The organism is Phytohabitans aurantiacus, from assembly GCF_027923225.1.
GTDB classification, from domain to species: Bacteria; Actinomycetota; Actinomycetes; order Mycobacteriales; family Micromonosporaceae; genus Phytohabitans; species Phytohabitans aurantiacus.
The window spans coordinates 19,063-41,722 of record NZ_BSDI01000013.1 but is presented as its reverse complement, the minus strand read 5'-3'; the positions used below and the strand labels follow the sequence as shown (position 1 = coordinate 41,722).

19 protein-coding genes are annotated in these 22,660 nt (G+C 71.6%); 7 read left to right on the top strand and 12 right to left on the bottom strand.

Annotated elements, in window-relative coordinates; all coding sequences use genetic code 11:
* Positions 1-92 precede the first annotated feature (92 nt).
* Positions 93-1,235, top strand: coding sequence for a class I SAM-dependent methyltransferase (locus QMG73_RS15590; RefSeq protein ID WP_281896079.1), 1,143 nt, complete (start codon positions 93-95; stop codon positions 1,233-1,235).
* Here the strand turns inward: QMG73_RS15590 and QMG73_RS15585 are convergent.
* Positions 1,216-2,088 carry a hypothetical protein gene (locus tag QMG73_RS15585; protein WP_281896078.1) on the bottom strand — a complete coding sequence of 291 codons (873 nt, stop codon included), beginning with the start codon at positions 2,086-2,088 and terminating at the stop codon, positions 1,216-1,218. The two genes, QMG73_RS15590 and QMG73_RS15585, sit on opposite strands and share 20 nt — an antisense overlap.
* Positions 2,089-2,176: 88 nt before the next feature.
* Between QMG73_RS15585 and QMG73_RS15580 the strand changes: the two genes are divergently transcribed.
* Complete coding sequence (locus QMG73_RS15580; protein WP_281896077.1) at positions 2,177-3,112, top strand: C40 family peptidase; 936 nt, start codon at positions 2,177-2,179, stop codon at positions 3,110-3,112.
* Here the strand turns inward: QMG73_RS15580 and QMG73_RS15575 are convergent.
* The gene (locus QMG73_RS15575) at positions 3,109-5,202 is read right to left on the bottom strand and encodes a RecQ family ATP-dependent DNA helicase (protein WP_281896073.1); all 2,094 of its coding nucleotides are present in this window, start codon (positions 5,200-5,202) and stop codon (positions 3,109-3,111) included. The two genes, QMG73_RS15580 and QMG73_RS15575, sit on opposite strands and share 4 nt — an antisense overlap.
* A gap of 158 nt (positions 5,203-5,360) precedes the next feature.
* Here QMG73_RS15575 and QMG73_RS15570 point away from each other — a divergent pair, with 158 nt between their 5' ends.
* Entirely contained in the window at positions 5,361-6,266 is a 906-nt protein-coding gene (locus QMG73_RS15570) for a hypothetical protein (RefSeq protein ID WP_281896071.1), read from the top strand.
* Here the strand turns inward: QMG73_RS15570 and QMG73_RS15565 are convergent.
* Complete coding sequence (locus QMG73_RS15565) at positions 6,263-7,333, bottom strand: glycerophosphodiester phosphodiesterase (RefSeq protein ID WP_407676813.1); 1,071 nt, start codon at positions 7,331-7,333, stop codon at positions 6,263-6,265. The genes QMG73_RS15570 and QMG73_RS15565 overlap by 4 nt on opposite strands.
* A gap of 107 nt (positions 7,334-7,440) precedes the next feature.
* On the opposite strand from QMG73_RS15565, the gene QMG73_RS15560 reads away from it, so the two are divergent.
* Together QMG73_RS15560 and QMG73_RS15555 are read left to right on the top strand one after the other, a co-directional pair.
* Positions 7,441-8,778: a TrkH family potassium uptake protein gene (locus QMG73_RS15560; protein ID WP_281896065.1), complete on the top strand. Its 1,338-nt coding sequence runs from the start codon at positions 7,441-7,443 to the stop codon at positions 8,776-8,778.
* Entirely contained in the window at positions 8,771-9,448 is a 678-nt protein-coding gene (locus tag QMG73_RS15555; RefSeq protein WP_281896063.1) for a potassium channel family protein, read from the top strand. The genes QMG73_RS15560 and QMG73_RS15555 overlap by 8 nt, the downstream gene beginning before the upstream one ends.
* A gap of 3 nt (positions 9,449-9,451) precedes the next feature.
* Here the strand turns inward: QMG73_RS15555 and QMG73_RS15550 are convergent, their stop codons facing one another.
* From QMG73_RS15550 to QMG73_RS15530, 5 genes are all read right to left on the bottom strand, one after another.
* The gene (locus QMG73_RS15550) at positions 9,452-10,915 is read right to left on the bottom strand and encodes a serine/threonine-protein kinase (RefSeq protein ID WP_281896061.1); all 1,464 of its coding nucleotides are present in this window, start codon (positions 10,913-10,915) and stop codon (positions 9,452-9,454) included.
* A 52-nt stretch (positions 10,916-10,967) separates the two neighbouring features.
* Positions 10,968-12,443 (bottom strand): fused MFS/spermidine synthase, encoded by a 1,476-nt coding sequence (locus QMG73_RS15545; RefSeq protein ID WP_281896059.1) that lies wholly within the window; start codon positions 12,441-12,443, stop codon positions 10,968-10,970.
* Between the two features lie 25 nt (positions 12,444-12,468).
* Positions 12,469-13,458 (bottom strand): coiled-coil domain-containing protein, encoded by a 990-nt coding sequence (locus QMG73_RS15540; RefSeq protein WP_281896056.1) that lies wholly within the window; start codon positions 13,456-13,458, stop codon positions 12,469-12,471.
* 86 nt (positions 13,459-13,544) lie between these two features.
* A complete protein-coding gene (locus QMG73_RS15535; protein WP_281896054.1) occupies positions 13,545-14,318 on the bottom strand; it encodes an SDR family NAD(P)-dependent oxidoreductase in 774 nt (257 codons plus the stop codon).
* A 70-nt stretch (positions 14,319-14,388) separates the two neighbouring features.
* Positions 14,389-15,117: an SDR family oxidoreductase gene (locus QMG73_RS15530; RefSeq protein ID WP_281896053.1), complete on the bottom strand. Its 729-nt coding sequence runs from the start codon at positions 15,115-15,117 to the stop codon at positions 14,389-14,391.
* A 101-nt stretch (positions 15,118-15,218) separates the two neighbouring features.
* Here QMG73_RS15530 and QMG73_RS15525 point away from each other — a divergent pair, with 101 nt between their 5' ends.
* Positions 15,219-16,061, top strand: a complete 843-nt coding sequence (locus QMG73_RS15525) for a helix-turn-helix transcriptional regulator (protein WP_281896052.1) — start codon at positions 15,219-15,221, stop codon at positions 16,059-16,061.
* On the opposite strand, the gene QMG73_RS15520 is transcribed toward QMG73_RS15525, so the two are convergent.
* The 4 genes from QMG73_RS15520 to QMG73_RS15505 all read right to left on the bottom strand — a co-directional run bounded on the left by QMG73_RS15520 (position 16,054) and on the right by QMG73_RS15505 (position 20,186).
* Entirely contained in the window at positions 16,054-16,857 is an 804-nt protein-coding gene (locus QMG73_RS15520; RefSeq protein WP_281896051.1) for an inositol monophosphatase family protein, read from the bottom strand. The genes QMG73_RS15525 and QMG73_RS15520 overlap by 8 nt on opposite strands.
* Positions 16,850-17,302, bottom strand: a complete 453-nt coding sequence (locus QMG73_RS15515) for a response regulator (RefSeq protein ID WP_281896050.1) — start codon at positions 17,300-17,302, stop codon at positions 16,850-16,852. Before QMG73_RS15515 ends, QMG73_RS15520 begins: the two co-directional genes overlap by 8 nt.
* Positions 17,299-18,894 carry a sensor histidine kinase gene (locus tag QMG73_RS15510; RefSeq protein WP_281896047.1) on the bottom strand — a complete coding sequence of 532 codons (1,596 nt, stop codon included), beginning with the start codon at positions 18,892-18,894 and terminating at the stop codon, positions 17,299-17,301. The genes QMG73_RS15515 and QMG73_RS15510 overlap by 4 nt, the downstream gene beginning before the upstream one ends.
* Positions 18,895-18,959: 65 nt before the next feature.
* Positions 18,960-20,186 carry a PP2C family protein-serine/threonine phosphatase gene (locus tag QMG73_RS15505; RefSeq protein ID WP_281896044.1) on the bottom strand — a complete coding sequence of 409 codons (1,227 nt, stop codon included), beginning with the start codon at positions 20,184-20,186 and terminating at the stop codon, positions 18,960-18,962.
* A gap of 62 nt (positions 20,187-20,248) precedes the next feature.
* Between QMG73_RS15505 and QMG73_RS15500 the strand changes: the two genes are divergently transcribed.
* Positions 20,249-22,621, top strand: a complete 2,373-nt coding sequence (locus QMG73_RS15500) for a M28 family peptidase (RefSeq protein WP_281896041.1) — start codon at positions 20,249-20,251, stop codon at positions 22,619-22,621.
* The last annotated feature ends 39 nt before the right edge of the window (positions 22,622-22,660 follow it).

Below are 22,660 nucleotides of genomic sequence, written 5' to 3'. Positions count from 1 at the left end.
GACGGCTGGTTTCGCCGTCCGCCTCGCATCTTCTTACGGTGGACGCGCTCCCATGGTTCAACGCGACTTTCGAGAAGATCTAGGCTCGGAGGATGCCGGTCAAACTGGACGACGCGCTGGCAGAGGTGCGTGAGCTGCTGCTCGACCCTGGACTCGTGCGCGCGGTCGCCGCGGGGCGGCGCCGGGGTCAGACCCCTTCCCTGGTGCGGGCGGAGCTGCGCCCGGTCACCCTGAAGGGCGGGCCACACCTGCAGATCGTGACGTCCGACGGTGCCCGGCCGCACACTCGCAACGTGGCCGGGGCCGACGCGGGAGCGGCGGTGGATTCGCTGCTGGCGGAGCCGTTCGGAAACTGGCATGTGGAGACGGGCGAGGCGACCGTGCAGTTGCGGGTCACGAAAAAGGGCGACGCCCAGGTGCACCGCGCGACCGCCGCCCGCGAGGCGCCCGACACCGAGCACGACCGTGCCAAGGAGTACCTGCTCGATCCGGGTGACCCGCTGTTCGACGTGATCGGGGGCAACGCGGCGAAGCGCCGGCAGGTCGACGCGTTCCTGCGGGCGCTGGCGGCCACCCTGCCCGAGCCACCCGCCAGGCTGGACGTGGTGGATCTGGGGTGCGGCAACGCATACCTGACGTTCGCCGCCCACCGGTACCTGACCGGGCTGGGCGTCGACGTGCGGATCGTCGGCGTCGACGTGCGCGAAGACCAGCGGCGCCGCAACACCGAGGTGGCCGAGCGGCTGGGCTGTGCCGACAAGGTGCGGTTCGTGGCGGGCACGATCGCCGGTGCCGAGGTCGATCTGAGGCCCGATCTGGTACTGGCGCTGCACGCGTGCGACACCGCCACCGACGAGGCGCTGGCCCGAGCGGTGCGTTGGGACGCGCGGTGGGTGCTGGCGGCGCCGTGCTGCCACCACGACATCGCCGCGCAGCTGCGCGCCCAGCCGGCGCCTGAGCCGTACCCCCTCATCACCCGGCAGGGCATCCTGCGCGAGCGCCTCGCCGACGTACTCACCGATGCGCTGCGGGCCGCGATCCTGCGCCTCTACGGGTACAAAGTGGAGGTTGTGGAGTTCGTTGACTCCAAACACACTCCGCGCAATCTGATGCTGCGTGCCCGCCGCGCCGACGCACCGCCCACAGTGGAGCAGCGGGCCGAGTACGCGTCGCTCACCACGCAGTGGGGTGTGCGCCCGGCACTTGAGTCGCTGCTCAGCTCACCACGAGAGTGAACTCCGCCGTGTGCACCTTTCCAGCCACCTGGAAGTCGAAGAACATCCGGTAGCGGCCGGTGCTCGGCACCGCCAGCCAGAACTTCACGGCCCCGTCGACGAGCCGGTCTTCGGGGTGCACGTGGACGTACCCGAGGTCGCCCTCGCGCACCACCACGAGATGCCCGTACGCGGCGAGGTACCGCTCCAGCGTGGCACCGGGTACCCGGAAGAAGATCGGCTGGGTCGCACCCGGCACCGGCGCGCCCTCATAGCTCACCGAGAAGCCCCCGACGGCCGCCTCGCGGGCCGGCGCGGGCAGCGCCCGCGCGGCGTAGTCGCCGGCCACGGACAGATCGACGCCGAGCGTCAGCGCCGTCTGCTGCCCACCCACGTCGACGGTGAAGTCCGTGTACGCCCTCCAGGCGCCCGCCGCGGGCAGGTTGAGCGGCACCCGCCACCTGCCGTCCACCGCCATCGCCGGGTGCAGGTGCTGGTACCCCGACAGGTCCCGGCGCACCACGATGAGGTGCAGCGGCTTGTCGTGCACGACCGCGAACGTGGTGACCGGCTTGCCATCCCGGCCCACGATCCGGAAAGCGAAGTCGCGGGGCTGCCCGGCGGTAAAGGCGGTCTCCTCGGGCACCAGCGTGTATCCGCCCGAGCTGACCGCGAGCCCGCCCACATCGGCGGTGGCCTGGCCGGCCGTGGTGCCGTGCGAATGAGGGCTCGCCTCGGGGTCCGTAGCGGCCGGCGGGTTGGCCGTGGCCCCCTGCCCGTCGCCGCTGGTCAGGCGCCCCAGACCGAACCCGCCCAGCAGCGCGACCACCAGGGCGGCGGCGACGATGGCGATCCGGGCGGTGGGTGCGGGCATAGGTGGGATTCTTCCCTGGCAGCGCGCCAGCCATGTATGCGGGATCACGCTTGCGTGGCTTTTGCCCGAGATGCCTCGTTAGGTCTGCGTGCGTATCCCCGTCCCGACGACCGCCCTCATCGCCGCCCTCGTGATCGTGCTGCTACCCGCACCCGCGCAGGCCACACCGATCGGCGACCAGCTCGACACGGCCGGCGAGCACCTGGAGAAGGTGATCGAGGACTACAACGAGGTCCGCGACAACCTGCGCACCACCCGCCGCCAGATCGCCGACCTCAACGAGGAGATCCGGCCGCTGGAGCGGCAGCTGGCCGCCCGGCGGGCCCGCGTGGGCGTGATCGCCACGGCCGCGTACCGGTCGAGCGGCGTCAGCACCGCCCTCGCGGTGATCTCGGCCGAGTCCGCGTCGGACTTCGCTGACCGGCTGCTCGTGCTCGACCGGCTGGCGAGCGAGCAGAAGGAGGCGATCGACAGCCTCAGCGCGGCCCGCGATCGCGTCGAGGCGGCCCGCCGCTCCCTCGACGCGGCCGCCGGCCAGCAGGCGTCTCAGGAACTCGCGCTCGCCACGAAGAAGCAGCAGATCGAGGAGAACATCACCCGGCTGGAGCGACTGCGCGAGCAGACCGGTTTCAAGCCGCGTCCCACGATCAAGGGCTTCAAGCCGACGTTCTCACCGGGCCGGGCGGGCGCGGCGGTGCGGTTCGCGTACGCCCAGCTCGGCAAGCAGTACCGGTTCGGCAGCGACGGCCCCAACTCGTACGACTGCTCGGGTCTCACCTCGGCGGCCTGGGCGAAGGCGGGCGTACCCCTGCCGCACAACGCCCGCCGCCAGTGGCGCGCGGTCAGCCGGGTCAGCCGCGACGAGCTGAAGCCCGGCGATCTGGTCTTCTACTACCGCAGCATCCACCACGTGGGGATGTACGTCGGCGGCGGCAAGATGATCCACGCCCCGCAGCACGGCGAACCGGTGCGCGTCGACAACGTGGATTACCAACCGATCCACGGCTACGGACGGCCGGGCTAGCCGGCTATCGCAAGCGCCAGCGGGAGCACCGCTGGGGCGCCGGCCTGGCGCAGCAGGCGCGCCACCATCGTCAGCGTCCAGCCGGAGTCGACCAGGTCGTCGACCAGCAGTACCGGACCGTCCAGTGTGGCCAGTCGCTCGGCGAGCTCCGGCGGCACCTCGAACGCGTCGTGCAGCGCCAGTACCCGCTGGGCGCTGTTGCCTCGCGGACCGGCACCGCCACCGACCCGCCGCACCGCGCCGAGCAGCGGCAGCCGGCCGACCGCCGCGACCCGCTCGGCGAGGCCGCGCACGAGCTGGCCGTGCCGCCGGGAGTCCACGGCGACGATCCCCACCGGCCGGGCCGGCCACGGGTCGTCGCCCCGCGCCCACGCCTTGAGCACCTCGATGACCGCGCCGGCCACGTCGTCGGGCAGCGGCGCGTCGGGCGACTCGGGGCCCACCAGCCCGCGCAGGCGCGAGCCCCAGCCGAGGTCGGACAGGCGCCCCACCGCGCGGCCGGAAGCCGCCTGCTCCCCTGGTGCGATCTTTCCCCGAAGCGGCACGCCGACCGCCTCCAACCCGGTCGGCCACATCTTCTTCGGCGTGATCTCGACGCCGGGCCGGCCCAGGAACGCCTGCGCGGCCGCCAAGGCGGGCTGCGAGACCTCCGAGTCGAAGCGCGGGCCGGCGCAACGGTCACAGCGGCCGCAGGGCGCCGCGCCCGGATCGTCGAGGCACCTGCGCAGGTACTCCATCCGGCAGTCGCCCGTCGTGGCGTACTCCCGCATGGCCCGCTGCTCGGCGGTGCGCGCCTCGGCGACCCGCCGCAGCCGCGCGGCGTCGTACTCCCACGGCTGGCCGGTCGCGAGCCATCCCCCGCGTACCCGGCGCACGGCACCGTCGACGTCGAGCACCTTGAGCATCAGTTCGAGCCGCGTGCGCCGCAGGTCGACGATCGGCTCCAGCGCTGGAGTCGACAGTGGACGGTCGGTGGACAGCGCGTTGAGTACCGACCGCACCTGCTCCTCGGGCGGGAACGCGAGCGACGCGAAGTACCGCCAGATCGCCGCGTCTTCCGGCCCTGGCAGCAGCAGCACCTCAGCCTGGTCGACGCCGCGGCCGGCACGGCCCACCTGCTGGTAGTACGCGATCGGCGAGGGCGGCGCGCCGAGGTGCACGACGAAGCCGAGGTCGGGCTTGTCGAATCCCATGCCGAGCGCGGACGTCGCGATCAGCGCCTTGATCTTGTTATCGAGCAGGTCCTGCTCGGCGGCCCGGCGGTCGGTGTCGTCGGACTGCCCGCTGTACGAGGCGACCGCGTAACCGCGGGACCGCAGGAACTCGGCGGTCTCGCCGGCGGCCGCCACCGTCAGCGTGTAGACGATGCCCGACCCGGTCAGCTTGTCGAGGTGGTCGGCCAGCCAGGCAAGCCGGTGAGCGGGCGTCGGCAGGTCGAGGACGGCCAGCCGCAGCGAGTCGCGGTCGAGCGCACCGCGCAGCACGAGCGCGTCACCGAGCTGGTCGGCCACGTCGGCGGTGACCCGGGCGTTGGCCGTCGCCGTGGTGGCCAGTACCGGGGTGCGCTCGGGGAGCCCGGCGAGGAACGTGCGCAGCCGCCGGTAGTCGGGCCGGAAGTCGTGGCCCCAGTCGGAGACGCAGTGCGCCTCGTCGACCACCAGCAGGCCGGTCGTGGCGGCGAGCCGGGGCAGGACGGTGTCGCGGAAGTCTGGGTTGTTGAGGCGCTCCGGGCTGATGAGCAGCACGTCGACCGCGCCGGCGTGGATCTGCTCGGTGATCTCGTCCCACTCGTCGAGGTTGGCGGAGTTGATCGTGCGGGCGTGGATGCCCGCACGAGCGGCCGCCTCGACCTGATTGCGCATGAGTGCGAGCAGCGGCGACACGATCACGGTGGGCCCGGTGGTCTCGCGGGCTCGCAGCAGCGCGGTCGCGACGAAGTACACCGCGGACTTTCCCCAGCCCGTGCGCTGCACGCACAGCACCCGGCGGCGATCGGCCACCAGGGCCTCGATGGCCCGCCACTGGTCGTCCCGGAGCCGCGCGTGCTCGCCGGCCAGCCGTCGCAGTACCGCTTCCGCCTCTTCCCGCATCGAACCTTCCTACCAGGTGACCGGGGAAGATCACCGCCCGTGCCCGGTTCACCACCGTCCGCGTTAAGCCGGCCCTTGATCAGCAGAAGGTGCGAGAAAGCGGCCTTAACGGACAGCGCGCGTCCGCATAGGTTTGGGTCCACACAGGTGGGGGTGACATGTCGGGACTGCGGAGTTTCGCGCGCGTCGGCGCGGTGGCCGCTGGCTTGACCGGGTTGGCGCTGACAGTGCCGACGCTGGCCGCGAGCAAGGACAGGTGCTGCGAGGTGGCGGCCGACGCGCCCGGCGTTTCCAGTGCTGGAACGCCCGTGACTCTCGACATCGAGGTGGCCCGCAACGGCAAGGGCTGCACCCCGACCCGCCGCACGGTCTCCGTCGCCCTGGACGGCCTCCGGGCCCGGCACGTACGCGTGGAGCGGGTGACCGCCGGCGTGCCGCTGGTGCTCGTCGAGACCGCCGCCAACGGCACGGTCACCGCGCTCGACCCGCTCGCCGACGCGACCCTCATCTGTGGCGACGCCACGGCCGCCGCCCGGTACCGGATCACGTTCGCCGACGAGGCACCGACCGGCGAGGCCCGGCTCGACGTCGCCGTCAGTTCGCCCGCGGGCAAGCCGCTCGGCAACGCGACGGAGACGGTCGTGGTGGCGGGCGCCGTGGCCCTACCCCCGCCGGACGAAGAGGAAGAGGAACCGCCGGCGGAGGAAGAGGAACCGCCACTGGAGGAGGAGCCCGAGCCGACGCCTTCTGAGCCAATGCCTTCCGAGCCCACGGAGGCACCGTCCACTCCAGAGGCTCCCCCCACAACCGAGGCGCCCGCCTACGAGGAATCCCCGGGCCCGGCGGGCGGCGACGAACCAGCGGCGACCGAGCCGCCGGCACTGAGCCAGAGTGACCGACTCGCCGGCGGCCCATCCGCGCCGCTGATCGGCGCCGGGCTGGCCCTGGCAGCGGCCGCGGTCCTCGCGGTGGGGACGCTCGGCTGGTGGTACCGCCGCCGGACTCCCGCGGACCCCACGGACCTGGACGGACCGACGGTGGCCGTGACGTCCGCAGGCGGTTAGCGGCCGGCTCGGGCGGCTACCGCGGTGTCGGGGTGGTCGGCGAAGACTCCGTCCAGTCCCAGACCGAAGAAGAGCGCGTACTCCGCCGTGATGTCACCGCGGGCGTTCGGATCCATGCCGATCCGGAACGGCGCCGCCATGAACTGGTTCTCCGCGCGGAACGTCCACGCGTGCACGATCAGGTCGGCCCGGTGCGCGTCCCGTACCAGCGTCGTCGGCACGCCGCCGGGCGCGATCAGGTTCTTGTTGACGCCCACGCCGTCGGCGTACGTGGCGATCCACTTGAGACCGTCAGGCTTGGCGAGATCGGCGTACGTGCGCGTGTCACCGGCCACCGCGAAGTCGTACGGCCGACCGCTGGCGTCCATCAACTGGGCCAGCTTGACGTCGGTGAGCCTGTTGAGCTTGCGCAGGTTGGCGGTCTCGAAGGACTGGATGATCACCGCGTCCTTCTTCTTGGTCAGCCCGTTGCGGCGCAGCACCCGCACCAGCGGCTCCTCCAGCGCCAGCCCGATGTTCTGGAAGTACGTGGGGTGCTTGGTCTCCGGGTAGACGCCGATCGTCCGGCCGAGCCGCCGGCTCTCCGACTTCGCGAGGTCGATCACCTCTTGCAGCGTCGGCACCTCGTACCGCCCGTCGAACACGGTGTTCGTCGGGCGCACCTGGGGCAGCCGCTCCTTGGCGCGCAACGTCTTCAGCTCGGCCAGCGTGAAGTCCTCTGTGAACCACCCGGTGACGGCCGTACCGTCGATGGTCTTGGTGGTCCTGCGCGCCGTGAACTCGGGGCGCGCCGACACGTCGGTGGTGCCGGAGATCTCGTTCTCGTGCCGCGCGACAAGCACGCCGTCCTTCGTGGAGACAAGGTCCGGCTCGATGTAGTCGGCGCCCTGTGCGATCGCCAGCCGGTACGCCTCCAGGGTGTGCTCGGGCCGGTATCCGCTCGCGCCCCGGTGGCCGATGACGATGGGCTCCTCCTCCCGATGCGCGGTTGCGCTGGACGGGACGGCGACCAGAGCCGCCAGCAGCGCGCCGGCAAGGCCGAGTACGGGAATGGTGGGTTTCACGATTTTCTCCTCGCGATGTGGACGCTCGGACGGAGTCAAACCGTCCCGGGCGACCGCCACCTGTCCACCGGGTGAACTGCGGTTTGATCACCCGTGGTAAGACAGGCGGGATGCGCAGGACCCTGCAACACCCCGCCCGGATAGTCCCGTTCGCGTTCGTCTGTGCGATCGCGGTCGGCACCGTCGTGCTGATGTTGCCGGTGTCCCGGGCCGGCGACGGGCACGCGCCGCTGATCACCGCCCTGTTCACGGCGACCTCCGCCATTTGCACGGCCGGCCTCGCCACGGTCGACACCGCCACGTACTGGTCGGGCTTCGGCCACGCCATGCTCGCCGTGCTGACCCAGCTCGGCGGGTACGGGATCATGACGATGGCGACCCTGCTGGGCATGCTCGTGTCGCGCCGGCTGGGGCTGCGCAGCCGGTTGATGGCGCAGGTCGAGACCAGCCCCGGCATCGCGCTCGGCGAGGTCCGCGGCGTACTGATGCGGGCCGCCGTGATCATGTTCGCTACCGAGTTCGTCACCATGCTGATCGTGACGGTGCGGTTGTGGACCGCCTACGACGAACCGTTCGGCGCGGCGCTGTGGGAGGGCGCCTTCACCTCCATACAAGCGTTCAACAACGCTGGGTTCGCGCTGCGCGGCGACGGGATGCTGAGCTTCGTCGCCGACTGGTGGATCTGCGTACCGCTCACGCTCGCCGTGATCGTCGGCGGGCTCGGCGTGCCGGTACTCGTCGAGGTGACCCGCGAGCTACGCCGCCCGGTTCACTGGTCGACGCACACCCGGCTCACCGTGTGGGGCTCGCTGATCCTGCTCGCCGTGGGGTTCGCGACGGTCCTCGGCTTCGAATGGAGCAACCCGGGCACCCTCGGCCCGCTCGGGGTGACCGAGAAGATCCTGGCATCGTTCGTGCAGGGCACCATCCCGCGCTCGGGCGGATACAACACTGTGGACTTCTCGGCCATGGACACCGACACGCTGGCGGTGACGACGGGGCTGATGTTCATCGGCGGGGGCAGCGCGAGTACCGCCGGCGGCATCAAGGTGACGACGTTCTTCCTGCTCGCGTACGTGATCTGGAGCGAGGCACGCGGCGAGCCCGACGTGGTCGTCGGCCGCCGGAGGATCGCCGAATCGACCCAGCGCCAGGCGACCTCGGTGGCGCTGCTCGGCGTGGCGGTGGTCGCGGGTGGCACGCTGATCCTTCTCGGGCTCACGTCGGGGGTACCGTTCGACCGGGTGCTCTTCGAGGCGATGTCCGCCTTCAGCACGTCCGGCCTGTCCACGGGCCTGACGGCGACCCTCAACGAGGCCGGGCAGATCGTCCTGGCCGTCCTGATGTTCGTTGGCCGCGTGGGCACCATCGCCGTCGCCTCGGCGCTGGCTCTGAAGACCCGGCGCCGGCTGTACCGATACCCAGAGGAGAGACCCATCGTTGGCTAACAACGCGAAGGCACCGACAGCGGACGAAAACGTCGCCGTGATCGGTCTGGGCAGGTTCGGCGGCACGGTGGCCAAGTCGCTCGTGCGGCTGGGGCACGAGGTGCTGGGCGTCGACGAAAACCCCAAGATCGTGCAGCAGTGGTCGGAAGACCTGACCCACGTGGTGCAGGCCGACAGCACCGACGAGGCGGCTCTACGGCAGGTGGGACTGGCCGAGTTTCCCCGCGTCGTGGTCGGCATCGGCACCGACATCGAGGCGAGCCTGCTCACCGTGCTGGCGCTCACCGAGATCGGGGTACGGGAGATCTGGGCGAAGGCGATCTCCGAGAAGCACGGCCGCATCCTGAAGTCGGTGGGCGCGCAGCACGTGATCTACCCGGAGGCGGCGATGGGTGACCGCGTCGCCCATCTCATCACCAGCCGGATGCTCGACTTCATCGAGTTCGACGACGGTTTCGCGATCGCGAAGACCCGGCCACCGGCCGACGCGGTCGGCCGGACGCTCGCCGAGGCGGCGCTGCGCAGCAAGTTCGGCGTGACGGTCGTCGGGGTCAAGGAACGCGGCGCCGACTTCACCTACGCCCGTCCAGAGACCGTCGTACCGTCGGGCAGTCTGCTGATCGTGGCCGGTACCACCGAGCAGGTCCAGCGATTCGCGGCCGCCACGTAGCGCTCAGCCCTTGCCCTTCTTGCCCTTGCCCTTGTTGTCACCGCCCTTGCCGGCGTTGTCCGGCTCGCCCACGGCGGACGCCGTCGTGGGCGGCGGCGCGCTCAGGTCGGCGACGGACATCTCGCACGTCATGCCGTCGAGCGCGAAACCGACCGGCGCCGGATTTGCCTCGCCGTACCGGCCAGCGAGCGCCAGCGTCGTCGACCCGCCCGCGGGAATAGCGTCGCCGCGCGCCGATACCCGCTGGCCGGCCTGCGCGACCCGTGCCGACTCGGTGACCTCCTGGTCGCCCGGGAAGGCGAAGGTCAACCGCCAGCCCGCCACCGGCTTGGGCCCCGCGTTCGTGACGGTCACGTCGGCCCGGAAGGTGCTGCCGGAGTCCTGCCGCACGGCGTAGCGGACCCGGCAAGCGACCGCCCCGGCCGGCGCTGGGCCGGCGGAAACGCTGGCAGCCGCGCTGGGAGTCGTGGGAGTCGCCGCCGCTGCCGCACCGCTGCCGGCCGTGCCGCCGCCCGGAGAATGCGCGGCGTTCGCCCAGAGCAGGCCGGTCGCCGCCATCAGCACCACGCCGACGAGCGCGGCCTGGGCGCGCCTGCGAAACCCGACCCCTTCGGCCGGTACGGGGGCCGGCGGCAGGGGCAGGACCGCCGTGTCGTCGAGGCGGGGCCGGACCGTGTCGGCACCCAGCGCCTCGGCCACCTCGACGCTCGTGGGCCGCTCGTGGGGGTCCTTGGCGAGGCAGCGCTCGCACAACTCGGCCACCTCTTCGGGTAGCCCGTCGACCGGCGGCAGCGGGATCGGCTCGGCGTACCGGTGCGCGCGCAGCATGTCGGTCATCGATGCCACGTGCCACGGGCGCTGACCGCTCAGGGTCCGGTAGAGGAGCAGGCCGAGGCCGTACACGTCGGCGGCGGGCGAGACCGCGCCGCCGTCGAGCCGTTCCGGCGCGAGATAGGCGGGCGTGCCGAGCAGGTTCCCGTCCGGCCCGACGTCGCTCTCGCCGATGAGCGCGGACAGCCCGAAGTCGACCACTTTCGCCCCGGCGTCGGTGAGCATCACGTTGGCCGGCTTCACGTCGCGGTGCACGATGCCGTGCCGGTGCGCCGCCACCAGCGCGGACGCCACCTCGCCGCAGATCGTCACCGCGTCCTGCCAGGGCAGCATGCCGTCGCGGGCGAGCACATCGGCGAGCGGTTCGCCGTCGACGAGTTCCATGACGACGAACGGCGTGCCGTCCGACTGGCCGTAGTCGTACACGTTGGTGATGTGCGGGTGGCAGAGCCGTGCGGCCGCTCTCGCCTCGATCCGGATCCGCCGGCGGAACGCGGGGTCCGACGCCAGCGTGCCGTCGAGCACCTTGACCGCCACCTGGCGCCCGAGCACCTCATCGAACCCGCGCCACACGATCGACATGCCGCCTGTGCCCAGCCGCTCCACCAGGCGGTACCTGCCGCCAAGGAGTGTCATTACCTTCCGATGCCCACCCGCGGCGCCCCTTACACCCGCCTCTCGCAGGGCTTTAGCGGGCCAGGAGCTGATCGACCGGCGCGAACTCGTCGGTTAGTACGTGCGGGTTGCCGACGAGGTCGGCCAGTTCGTCGCCTTCGAGCACGGTGACGCCGGGGCCCACCCGAGCGCGCAGTTCCTCCAGCGGCAGCGGCGCGTCGGATGCGACGATCACGAAGTTCGCACCCGTTTCGCCGGCCAGCGCGGCCGGTTCCCCGATCAGCAGAACGTGCGCAAACACGTCCGCCACGGTGGCGATCTCGGCGCGGATGAAGCGCAGCGGCGGATAGTCGATCACGTTCTGGGTATAGATGCCCTGCGGGCGAAGGACGCGCTGGATCTCGACGACCATCTCGCGGGTGGCTAGGTGCCACGGCACCACAAGGTGCCCGAAGGCGTCACCGACCACCAGGTCCGCGCTGTCCTTGGGCCGGTTGGTGACAAGTACCCGGGCGTCGCCGACCACGGCTGTGAGGTCGCGACCGGTGCGCAGGCCCAGTTCGCGGCGGGCCAGGTCGACCAGGCCGCCGTCGATCTCGTACACGTCGTTGTCGGTGCCGGGCCGGGTGGCGGTCAGGTACCGCGGCATCGTGAACCCGCCACCGCCAAGGTGCAACGCGTCCAGCCGCTGGCCCGCCGGCGCCATCACGTCGGCCACCGCCCCGAACCACTGGGTGTACTCGAACTCCAGGTGCCGCGGGTCGGCGAGGTCGACGTACGAGTGGTTGGCCGAGTTGAGGATCAGCGTGCGACCAGTGTCCCGGGCGGGGTCGGTGGTGACCGTCGCGCAGTGGTACGCGGTCTCGATGTCGCACGGGTTGGGCGCCACTGTGGACAGTCCGGCGCCCACCACTCCCAGGGCGGCGAGCGCGGCACCGGTACGGGTGACCGGAATCGGCGCGCGACGGCGCAGGTACAGCCAGAGGCCGATCCCGGTCAGGCCCAGCGCCGCCGCCAGGCTCACGATGATCGTGCTCGTGGAGAGCGCGGCGACCAGCACGAACCCGGTCGCCAGGGTCGCCGTGATGCCGCCCAGCGTGCCGATGCTCGACAGCCGGCCCACGACCCGGCCGGTGCGGGCCAGGTCGCCGAGCTGCAGCTTGACCACCAGCGGGGTGACCGCCGAGAGCAGCCCCGCCGGCACAAATACGGCCAGGGCGGTGAGCAGCAGGATGCCGCCGGCAGCCTCGCCGCGCAGTACCTCGCCGGCGTACCGGACGATCGGCAGCGTCACGGCGGTGGCGATGGCGGCGAGCACCAGCGCGGGGGCGAGCAGCTTGCGCGGGTCGTACCGGTCAGCGAGGAACCCGCCGAGCCAGGCGCCGTACGCGATCGCGCCCAGCGCCATGCCGATCACCGAGCTGGTGACCTGAAGGGTCACCCCGATGTACGGCCCGACGAGGCGCAACGCGACGGTTTCGAGAACGAGCACGGCGCCGCTTGCGAGGAAGACAAGCGTCGCGGCGAGCTTGGAAGGCAGGGGCTCCACCCGTGAAGCCTAATCAGGGCCCGTTCTAGAGCATCGACAGGTGCACGTGGTTGGTGTGGGTGGCCGCCGGGCCGCCGCTGCCGCTGTAGGCCCGCCAGCCGTTGCCGGGCATCCAGATCTGCCGGTACCAGATCACGTACATGACGCCGAGCCGGCTCGCGTTCTTGACGTAGAAGGCGGCCAGCCGGTCGCCGTACGCCTTGTCGCCGCCGGTGGCGTTGACGTTCTCGAACCCGTTCGGGGCGGCCGCGAAGTCGCACGCCTTGCCCTTGGGGTGCTCGCCGCCGCCGCTGCCGCGGTAGCAGGACCGGTACCGCGTGAAGCCGTTGGCCCGGGCCTGGTTCATCGCGTGCAGGGTGCGTGGGGTGATGCAGCCGCTGGTGGTCGGGTCGTCGACGGTGCACGACTCTTTGGGCCACGAGCCGTCCGAGTTCTTCGGCGCTGGCTTGGCCAGCGGCGAGTTGGCGTTGATGAAGCCGCCGGTGGCCGTGCCGCCCGAGGCGCCGAGCGCCCGCTCGGCGTCTTTCTTCTTCTTCGCCATGATGGCGACCTGCTTCTCCTGCTCACGCACCTCGTTGTCGATGGCCGCCTTGGTGCGGGTCACCGACTCACGGGCCTCGCTGAGCTCGCGCATCTGCACACCGTCACGCTGGGCGAGCAGCTCCAGCCCGGCCGCGCGCTCCAGGAAATCCTCGGGCGAGGCGCTGTTGAGCAGCATGGAGATGGGTGTGAGCCGGCCGACCCGGTAGGACTGGGCCGCGATCGCGCTCACCTCGACGCTGACCTCGGCCAGCCGGTTCTCCACGCGCGTCAGCTCGACACTCAGCTCGAGCTGGCGCTTCTTGGAGTTGTCGAGCTTGGTCTGGGCCTCGACGTGGCCTTTGGCGGCGGCTTCGAGAGCGGCGCGCAGCGTCTTGGTGCCACCCTCATCGTCGGTGTTGGGCGCCGCGAGCGCCTGGCCACCGAAGGCGACCGACGCGACGACGACCAGCGCCACAGCTAGAGGACGAAGCACGGTGCGTCAGAGTACCGGACACACCGGCCCCACAAGTCCCTCCAGCCTCAGAATTAAGGCCGCGCTGCACTACCAGATCCGAACGGTCAGGTCACGGAGAACCCGCCGTCGACGAAGATTGTCTGTCCGGTGACGTAGGCGCTGGACGTGCTCGCCAGAAACACGGCCACGCCCGCGAAGTCGCCGACCTCGCCGTTGCGCCCGACCATGCTGCGGGCCGCCGCGGTGGCCACCCGCTGGGCGTCGGAGAAGAACTCCCTGGTCAGTGGCGTCGGCACGACACCAGGGGCGATCGCGTTGCTGGTCACCCCGTGCCGCGACCACGCCTCCGCCTGCGATCGGGTGAGGCCGGCGAGCCCCGCCTTGGCCGCGCCGTACGCCCCGCTGTTGCCGTACGCCCGCACGGCCTGCTGCGACACGATGTTGATGATCCGGCCCCAGCCCCGGGCGGCCATCGCCGGACCGAACCGCTGTCCGAGCAGGAACGGCGCGTCCAGGTTGGCGGCGATCGTCGCGTCCCAGTCGCTCTCGGTCAGGTCGGACATCGGCGGGCGCAGGTTGATCCCGGCCGAGTTGACCAGGATGTCCGGCTCGCCGTACACCTCGGCGACCCGCTCCACCGCGGCCTTCAGCGCCGCGCGGTCGGCGAGGTCGGCGGGCACCGCGGTGGCCTCGACGCCGTGCCCGGCCAGTTCGGCGACCGCCGCGTCGAGCGGCTCGGGCCGCCGCGCGACCAGCACGACCCGGGCACCGGCTCGGCCCAACGCCTCCGCGATGGTCCGCCCGATCCCCGAGCTGCCGCCGGTCACCAGGGCGACCCGACCGTCCAGCGAGAACAGCTCGTCAAGAAAGCCCGCCACGCGGCCCACCTTATCCTTCGTGATCAGGGCGTCCCTGAAGTCGTTAGGGCGATAGGGACGCCCTGATCACTCACCAAGGCTCGGCGCCGTCCTCGCTGAAGAAGCCGGCGGTGGGGCCGTCGTCCGGCAGCGTGGCGAGCCGCACGGCGGCGATCGCCCCCTGCGCCGGGGTACGCGGGCCGGCGTGCCCGTTCATGTCGGTGGCGCAGTACCCGGGGTCGGCCGCGTTCACCTTGATGCCGGTGTCCCGCAGCTCGTTCGCGTACGACACCGTGACCGAGTTCACGGCGCTCTTCGACGCGTTGTACGCGAGCAACGGGTACGCCGCGTAGGGACCGCTGGGATCGCTGGTGGCCGCGAGCGAGCCCAGCCCGCTCGACATGTTGACGATCCGGCCGGCCGCTGATCGCCGGATCAGCGGGAGCAGCGCGTTGGTCAGCGCCACGATCGCGTACACGTTGGTGGCGAACGTGCGCGCGAGCGCCTCCACCGGCATCTCGCTGGGCCGCTGGCCGCGCTCGACGAGGATGCCGGCGTTGTTGACCAGTACGTCCAGCCGGCCGTACTCCCGCTCGACGCGCGCCGCGACGGCCGACACCGACAGCGGGTCGGTCACGTCCAGCTCCACCGGCACCGCCGTGTATCCCTCGGCGGCCAGCTTTCCCGCGGCCTCCGCCCCGCGGGCCGCGTCCCGCGCACCCACCAGCACGGTCACGCCCGCGGCAGCCAGTCCGCGCGCGATCTCGTACCCGATTCCCTTGTTGGCACCCGTCACGAGGGCGACCTTCGTTTCGCTCATGGACACACCGTGCGGCGGATCCGGCCCGTTGAGGAGAGACCGGCTTAACCACGGACTCCCGGTCCCTGGTTACGCCGCCGCCCGCGGCGGAGGATTGCCGCATGGACCGCCGCCAGCTCGCCGAGTTCCTGCGCAGTCGCCGTGCCCGGGTAACCCCCGCCGACGTGGGACTGCCCACCGGTACCCGGCGCCGCACGCCCGGCCTGCGCCGCGAAGAGGTGGCCCGCCTCGCGGGCATCTCGGTCGACTACTACGCGCGGATGGAGCAGGGACGCGGGCCCCGCCCCTCCCGGCAGGTGCTTTCCGCGCTGGCCCGCGCGCTGCGGCTCTTCGACGCCGAGCGGGCTCACCTGTATCACCTGGTCGGCGAGGTGCCCGCCCCGCCGACCGGCCCCAGCCGCGACGTACCGGCCGGCGTCCTGCACCTGCTCGACCGGCTCGACGACACCCCGGCGTACGTCATCGACGCCAAGTACGAGCTGCTGGCCTGGAACCCGATGGCCGCCGCGCTGATGGGCGAGCCGCCGCCGCACCAGCGCAACCTGATCTGGAACCTCTTCGCCGGCGAACACTCCGAGATGGCCCTGGCAGACCCGGAGGCGTCCAGGTTCGCCTACGAGTGCGTGGCCGAGCTGCGCGCCGCCGCGGCACAGTACCCGGACGACGCCGGCATCCAGGATCTGATCCGGCGGCTGCGGGCGGCGAGCCCGGAGTTCGTCCGGCGCTGGGAGGAGCTCCAGGTGTGCGTGCGGAAGGGCTCCACGACCAAGCACCTCAAGCACCCGGTGATCGGCGAGCTGACCCTGGAGTGCGAGGTGCTCGACATCGCCGGTCACGGCCAGCGCCTCGTGATCTACAGCGCGGCGCCCGGCAGCGCGTCGGCGGAGGCGTTGAAGCTGCTCAGCGTGGTGGGCACGCAGTGGGCGAGCGAGGCCGTCAGCTGAGCAGTACCGCCCGCACCTGGTCCCACACCGCCTCGCTGGCGCAGGCGAGCAGGCCGTAGCGGTCGTCGGCGAGGTCGTAGGGCGCACCGTCGATCCGGCGTACCACCCCACCGATCTCCTCGACCATCAGCGCACCCGGTGCGTGGTCCCACGGCAGGGTGCGCCAGAAGATCACGAAATGCTGGCGCCCGGTGACGATGTCGACGTACTCCCGGCCGGCACAGTGCTGCGGCCGCAGCAGCTCGGAGATCCGGGAACTGCCGTCGCGGACCGCCGTTCGCAGGTCCTGTGGCAGGTACCGGGTCGTCGCCGCGCCGCGCAGCCCGCTCGCTGCCAGCACGTCGCCGTTCGGTGTGGCGCGCACCCCGTCGACGTAGGCCCCGGAGCCAAGTTCGGCGACCGCGAGCGTCTCCTCCAGCGGCTGGTAGATCCAGCCCGCGACCGGCGCACCGCCGCGCAGCAGCGCCACCATCATCGCGAAGGGCCCTCGCCCACCCGCGAAGTTGCCGGTGCCGTCGATCGGGTCGACCAGCCACACCGGCCCTGGCTCGCGGAGCCTGCGCAGCACAGCGGGGTCGTCCGCGACGCCCTCCTCGCCGACCACCACCGAGTCGGGCAGCAGGTCGAGCAGGCCGGCCGAGATCCGCTCCTCGGCGCGCCGGTCGGCGACGGTCACCAGGTCGCCCGGCGCCTTCTCCTCCACGTCGTCCTCGGCAAGGTGCTGGTACATGGGCAGCACGACCGTGGCAGCCACCTCGCGCAGCAGCCCGCCGACGGACTCGATCAGGTCAGCCACGCGGGGGCAGCTTCACCACGCTGACGAAGAACTCGTCGATCTGCCGGACCACCGCGATGAACCTGTCGAAGTCGACCGGTTTCGTCACGTACGCGTTGGCGTGCAACTGGTAACTGCGCAGGATGTCTTCGTCGGCCTGCGATGTGGTGAGCACCACCACCGGGATCTTGCCGAGCTGCTCGTCGTCCTTGATCTCGGCGAGCACCTGTCGACCGTCTCTGCGGGGCAGGTTGAGGTCGAGCAGGATCAGGTCGGGCATGACCGCGTCGGCGTACTGGCCTTCGCGCCGGAGGTAGGCGAGCGCCTCGACGCCGTCCGACACGACGGTGAGCCGGTTGCGAAGCTTGTGCTCCTCGAACGCCTCCTGCGTCATGAGCACGTCGCCGGGGTCGTCTTCGACCAGCAGCACCTCGATCTGGGATGTCTCGCCCGTCGGAGCGCTCATGCTGTCGTCACCTCGGTCTTGTCGTCTAGCTCGGCGTCCGCGTCGGAGCGCGCCGGCGAAGTGGTCACCGGGAGTGTAAATCGGATTGCGGTGCCCTCCGACACCTCTGGGTCTACCCAGATTCGCCCTCCGTGATACTCGACGATCTTCTTCGCGATGGCCAACCCTATCCCGGTACCCGGGTATGCGTCCTTCGCGTGCAACCGCTGGAAGATGACGAAGATCTTGTCGACGAACTCCGCCTCGATGCCGATGCCGTTGTCCTGACAGGTGATCTCCCACTCGTCGCCGTCACGGCGACCGGAGATGTGCACCCGCGGCGGCCGCTGGGGGTGCCGGAACTTGAGCGAGTTCGACACGAGGTTGGCCAGCAGCGTGGTGAGCAGCGCCTCCTCGCCCTCTACGGTCGGCAGGTCCCCCCAGGTGATCTCGCCGGAGGCGTACTGCCGCGCGGATTCGAGCTGCCCGGATACATCCGACATGACCGCGTTCAGGTCGATCTCGGTGAAGCCGCTCGTCATCCGCCCGATACGCGAGAACGCCAGCAGGTCGTTGATCAGCCGCTGCATCCGCTGCGCACCGTCCACCGCGAACGCGATGTACTGGTCAGCCCGCTCGTCGAGCTGGCCCGCGTACCGCCGTTGCAGCAGCTGGCAGAAGCTGGCCACCTTCCGCAGCGGCTCCTGCAGGTCGTGCGAGGCCACATACGCGAACTGCTCCAGGTCGCGGTTGGAGCGAAGCAGCTCCTCGGCCTGAGACTGAAGCTGGTTGTTGACCCACTCGACGCGCTCCCGGGCCTCGCGCACCTCACCCAGGTCAGCCACGATCCTGCGGCGCATACCGTCGATGTCGTGCGCCAGCCGGGCCAGCTCGGGCGCGGCGTCCATGTTGATGGTGTGTTCGTAATCACCTCCGGCGATGCGCCGCACCGACTCCGCGAGGTCGGTGATCGGCACGATCACCAGGCGGCGCAGCGACACCATCAGCGCGACTCCGGCCACCACGACGATCACTGTCGCGGCGATCAACAGCAGCACGAGGATGTTGCTGCTCTCCTTGGCCTGGTTGGAGGCGTCCTCCCGAAACCCCTGGATCTCTACCTCCAGGAGGTCCACGGCGCTGCGGATCGTGTCGAACTTCTCCCGAGCCGTGACGCCCAGCAGGATCTGGCCAGCAGCCGGGCCCTGGCTCCGGACCGCGTCGATCACCGGCTCGGCCACCGTCTGGCGCCACTCGGCGGACCGGGCGGAAACGTCGCGGAGCCGGGCCAGCAGGACGTCGTGGCCCGCCGCCAGCTCGGCCATGTGAGCGAGCAGCTCGCCTTCGCGAACCCGCCCGTCGTTGTAGGGCACCAGGTCTGCCACGTCGCCGGACACGGCATAGCCGCGCACCGACGTCTCCTGGTCGACAAGCCTCGTGAGGAGCTCCTCCGAGTCGGAGCGCAGCGGGCCCGCCCGGTCGGCGAGCGTGTCGACCTGCCCCCGGGTCGCCGCGGCCGTGCCGGCCGCCAGCACCGCGACCACGCCCAGCAGCCCGCCGACCACGATGCAGAGCACGGTGACCCGGCGCCGCAGCGTCCACCGTTCTTTCACCGGTCATTACCCTTCACGACCAGCACCCTTCGTGACCAGCAGCATGGTGATACCGCCGCCTTCCTTCACCGGCCATCGCTCTTCGTGACCAGCAGCATGGCGACATCGTCGGCCAGTGGGCCGCCGTTGGCGCTCTCGGCCCGCCCGACCAGCCACTGCGGCAGGGACGGCAGTGGCACCTCGCGCGCCTCGGGCTCGCCGAGCAGCTCGCAGAGCCCGGGCACGTCGAGCCGCTCGTCGCCGCGCCCGACCCGACCCTCGATCAGCCCATCCGTATACATGAGCAGCGACCAGTCGTCCCGGTCGAACGCGAGGTCGAACGCCGGTGGCTTGCGCGGCTGCACGCCGAGCAGCAGCCCGTGCGGCGCCGGCACCGGGGCGACCTTGCCGCCGGAGAGCAGCAGCGGCGGCGGATGACCGGCCAGCCTGACCGTGGCGCGGCCCTCGGCGAGCTCCAGGCACACCGTTGCGACTGTGGCGAAGATCTCCCTCGCCCGGCGCTCGCTGACCAACACCTGCTCCAGCGCCGGCAGCACCGCCTCGTCGGCCACGCCGGCCAGGATCAGTGCCCGCCAGGCCACCCGCAACTCGACGCCCAGTGCCGCCTCGTCGGCGCCGTGCCCGCACACGTCACCGACGATGAGGTGCAGCCGCTCGCCGGTCTGCACCACGTCGTAGAAGTCGCCGCCGATCACAGCGGCGTGGCGGCCGGGCCGGTAGAACGGGTACATCCGCACCTGGTCGGTGGTCATCAGCGGCTGCGGCAGCAGGCCGCGCTCCAGGCGTGCCGACTCGGCCTGGCGCAACTCGATCTCGCGCAGCCGCCGGGCGTTTTCGTCGGAGCGCTTCCGCTCGACGGCGTATCGCAGCGCCCGCGCGAGCAACACACCGTCGACCTGACCCTTGAGCAGGTAGTCCTGGGCACCCTCGGCCACCGCGCCGATGCCGACGTGCTCATCCTGCCGGCCGGTCAGCACGCACACCGCCGCCGGCCCCGCCATGGCCAGCACCTGGCGCAGGCCGTCGAGGCCCTGCGCGTCGGGCAACCCGAGGTCGAGCAGGACGCAGTCGACGCCAGCGATCCGCTGGCGTGCCTCGTTGAGACTGGTCGCTACCACCAGGTCGACGCGGGCGTCGGCCTCGACGAGCAGCTCGCCGACCAGAAAGGCGTCCGCTTCGTCGTCCTCGACCAGCAGGACCCGCAAGCGTTCCTCTGTGGGCACGCGACCGCTCGGACCGCGACCACCGTGTGGATACGGCTGCGTCGCGGACACCCGAGAGCCAGGAGTCATGCGCACACGCTAGGACACGGCACCGGAGGCGTGCGACCCACCCGCCGAGCATGATGTTCGACATGGCCGTCGTGCTGCTTCCGAACGCCGACCGGGCGCTCGCCCGCCCGCACCGCCGCGCGCTCTCCGCCGCGGCCGCGATCCTCGTGCTGGCAACGGTCGGCGCCGTCACCCTGCTCGATATCCGGCCGCCGGCACCGCGCGACGCCGGGGCGCCAGCGGACGCCTTCAGCGCCGAGCGCGCGTTCACCCATGTGAGTGCCGTCGGCGCGCGCACCCACGTCGCCGGCAGCGCCGCGAACGACCAGGTCCGCGACCACGTCACCGCCGCACTGCGCGGCCTGGGCCTCGACACGTCGGTCCAGGACACCGTCGGACCGGAGGCCGGGCAACTCTCCGGCGGAGAGGGCGGCAGCACGTTCGCCCGGGTGCGCAACGTCGTGGCGTTGCTGCCGGGCACCGCGCCGACCGGACGGCTCTTTCTTGTCGCGCACTACGACTCCGTGCAGACCGGTCCGGGCGGCAACGACGATGGCGCCGGCGTCGGCACGATCCTGGAGGTGGCCCGGGCGCTGGCCGTCGGGCCGCGCCCGCGCAACGACATCGTGTTCGTGCTCACCGACGCCGAGGAGGCGTGCCTGTGCGGCGCCGCCGCCTTCGCGGGCAGCCATCCGCTCGCGGCCGGCGGCGGCGTGGTGCTCAACCTGGAGGCGCGCGGCAGCACCGGTCCCGTGATCATGTTCGAGACGTCCGAGCGCAACGCCGCGCTCGTCGGCGTCTACGGCCGGGCGGCCCCACACCCGGTGGGCACGTCGTTCGCCGTCGAGGTCTACCGGTTGCTGCCCAACGACACCGACTTCACCGCGTTCCTCGACAAGGGCTTCACCGGGCTCAACTCCGCCTACATCGACGGCGGCGCGGTCTATCACACGCCGCTCGACACTCCCGCCGCCATGAACCGCGCAAGCCTCCAGCACCACGGCGACAACGCGCTCGGGCTGGCCCGAGAGTTCGGCGCCACCGACATGTCCACCCTGGACGCTGGTGGCGACGCCACCTACTTTCCGGTGCCGGGGGCGCTCATCCGGTACCCGGGCTGGCTGACCTGGCCGCTCGCCGCACTCGCCCTCGCCGCGGTGGCCGCGCTCGCCTGGCTGGCTCGCCGCCGCGGTCTCACCACCTGGCCCCGCGTCGCGGGCGGCTTCGGCCTCGCGCTCATCCCCGTCGCCGCCGGCCCGGCCGCGGCCCAACTGCTGTGGGCCGCCATCACCGCGGTACGGCCCGGCTACGCCGCGGTGCTCGACCCATACCGTCCACTGTGGTTCAGGCTCGCGGTCATCGCGCTCGCCGCCGCGGTCCTGATGATCTGGTACGCGTTTCTGCGCCGGCGCCTCGGCCCTGGCTCGTTGGCGATCGGGGGACTCGGCTGGCTGGCCGTCATAGGCGCCGCACTGGCGGCGGTCACGCCCGGCGGGGCGTACCTCGCCACGCTCCCCTGCCTCGCGGGTGCCCTGGCCGGGTTGGCGGCTCTGGCGTTCCCCCGCTTCGCGGTCCCGATCCTGACCCTCGGCTCCACCGTCGCCGTCCTGATCCTCGTGCCCACGGTCGCCCTGCTGTTTCCCGCGCTGGGCATGGCCACCGGCGGAGCCGCCGCCCTGTTCGCCATCCTGCTGGGGCTCGCCGCACTGCCGATACTCGATCTACTGTGGCCGGAGGCCGGCGGCCAACTCGGCATGCACGCGGCACGCGCCCGCCGCCGCGCGATGTACCCGCCACTCGCCGCGACCCTGGCCGCGCTGGTGCTCGCCGGCACCGGCTTACGCGCCGACCGCTTCGACACCGCGCACCCGATCCCGACACACTTGATGTACGCCCTGGACGCGGGCACCGGGCAGGCCCGCTGGCTGAGCGAAGAGTCAACCGTCCAGGACTGGACCTCACACTACGTCTCAGCTCGCGCCACAGTGGACGGTGATTTCCCGGCCCTGGGCACCGACCCGCTACGCACCGGCCCCGCTCCGGCGGCCACCCTGCCGGCGCCAGCACTGGAGGTACTCTCCTCGACGACAGCGGGCACCGAACGGACTCTCCGGCTCCGGCTGCGCCCCCAGCGCCCGGTGCGAATGGTCGCGCTGCACGTCGACGCCGCCACCGCGACAGTCATATCGGCCCGGATCGCGGGCCAGCCCGCACCGGTAGGCCGGGAGGGCGAACGCTGGTCCTTCGGCCTCGTCTTCCACGCCCCACCGCCCGAGGGCATCGAGCTGGACCTGGTCCTCCGCCCGTCCGCCGCTTCCCCGGTGCGCTTCCGCGTGATGGACGGCAGCGACGGTTTGACGGCTCTCCCCGGCTACATCCCCCGCCCACCCGGCGTAGGCGTGGCCGGCTCCCACACCTCCGACCTGGTAGCAGTAGCCCAAACCCTTTCCCTCTAACTCGTGATCAGGGCGTCCCTCAAGTCGCTAGAGCGACTT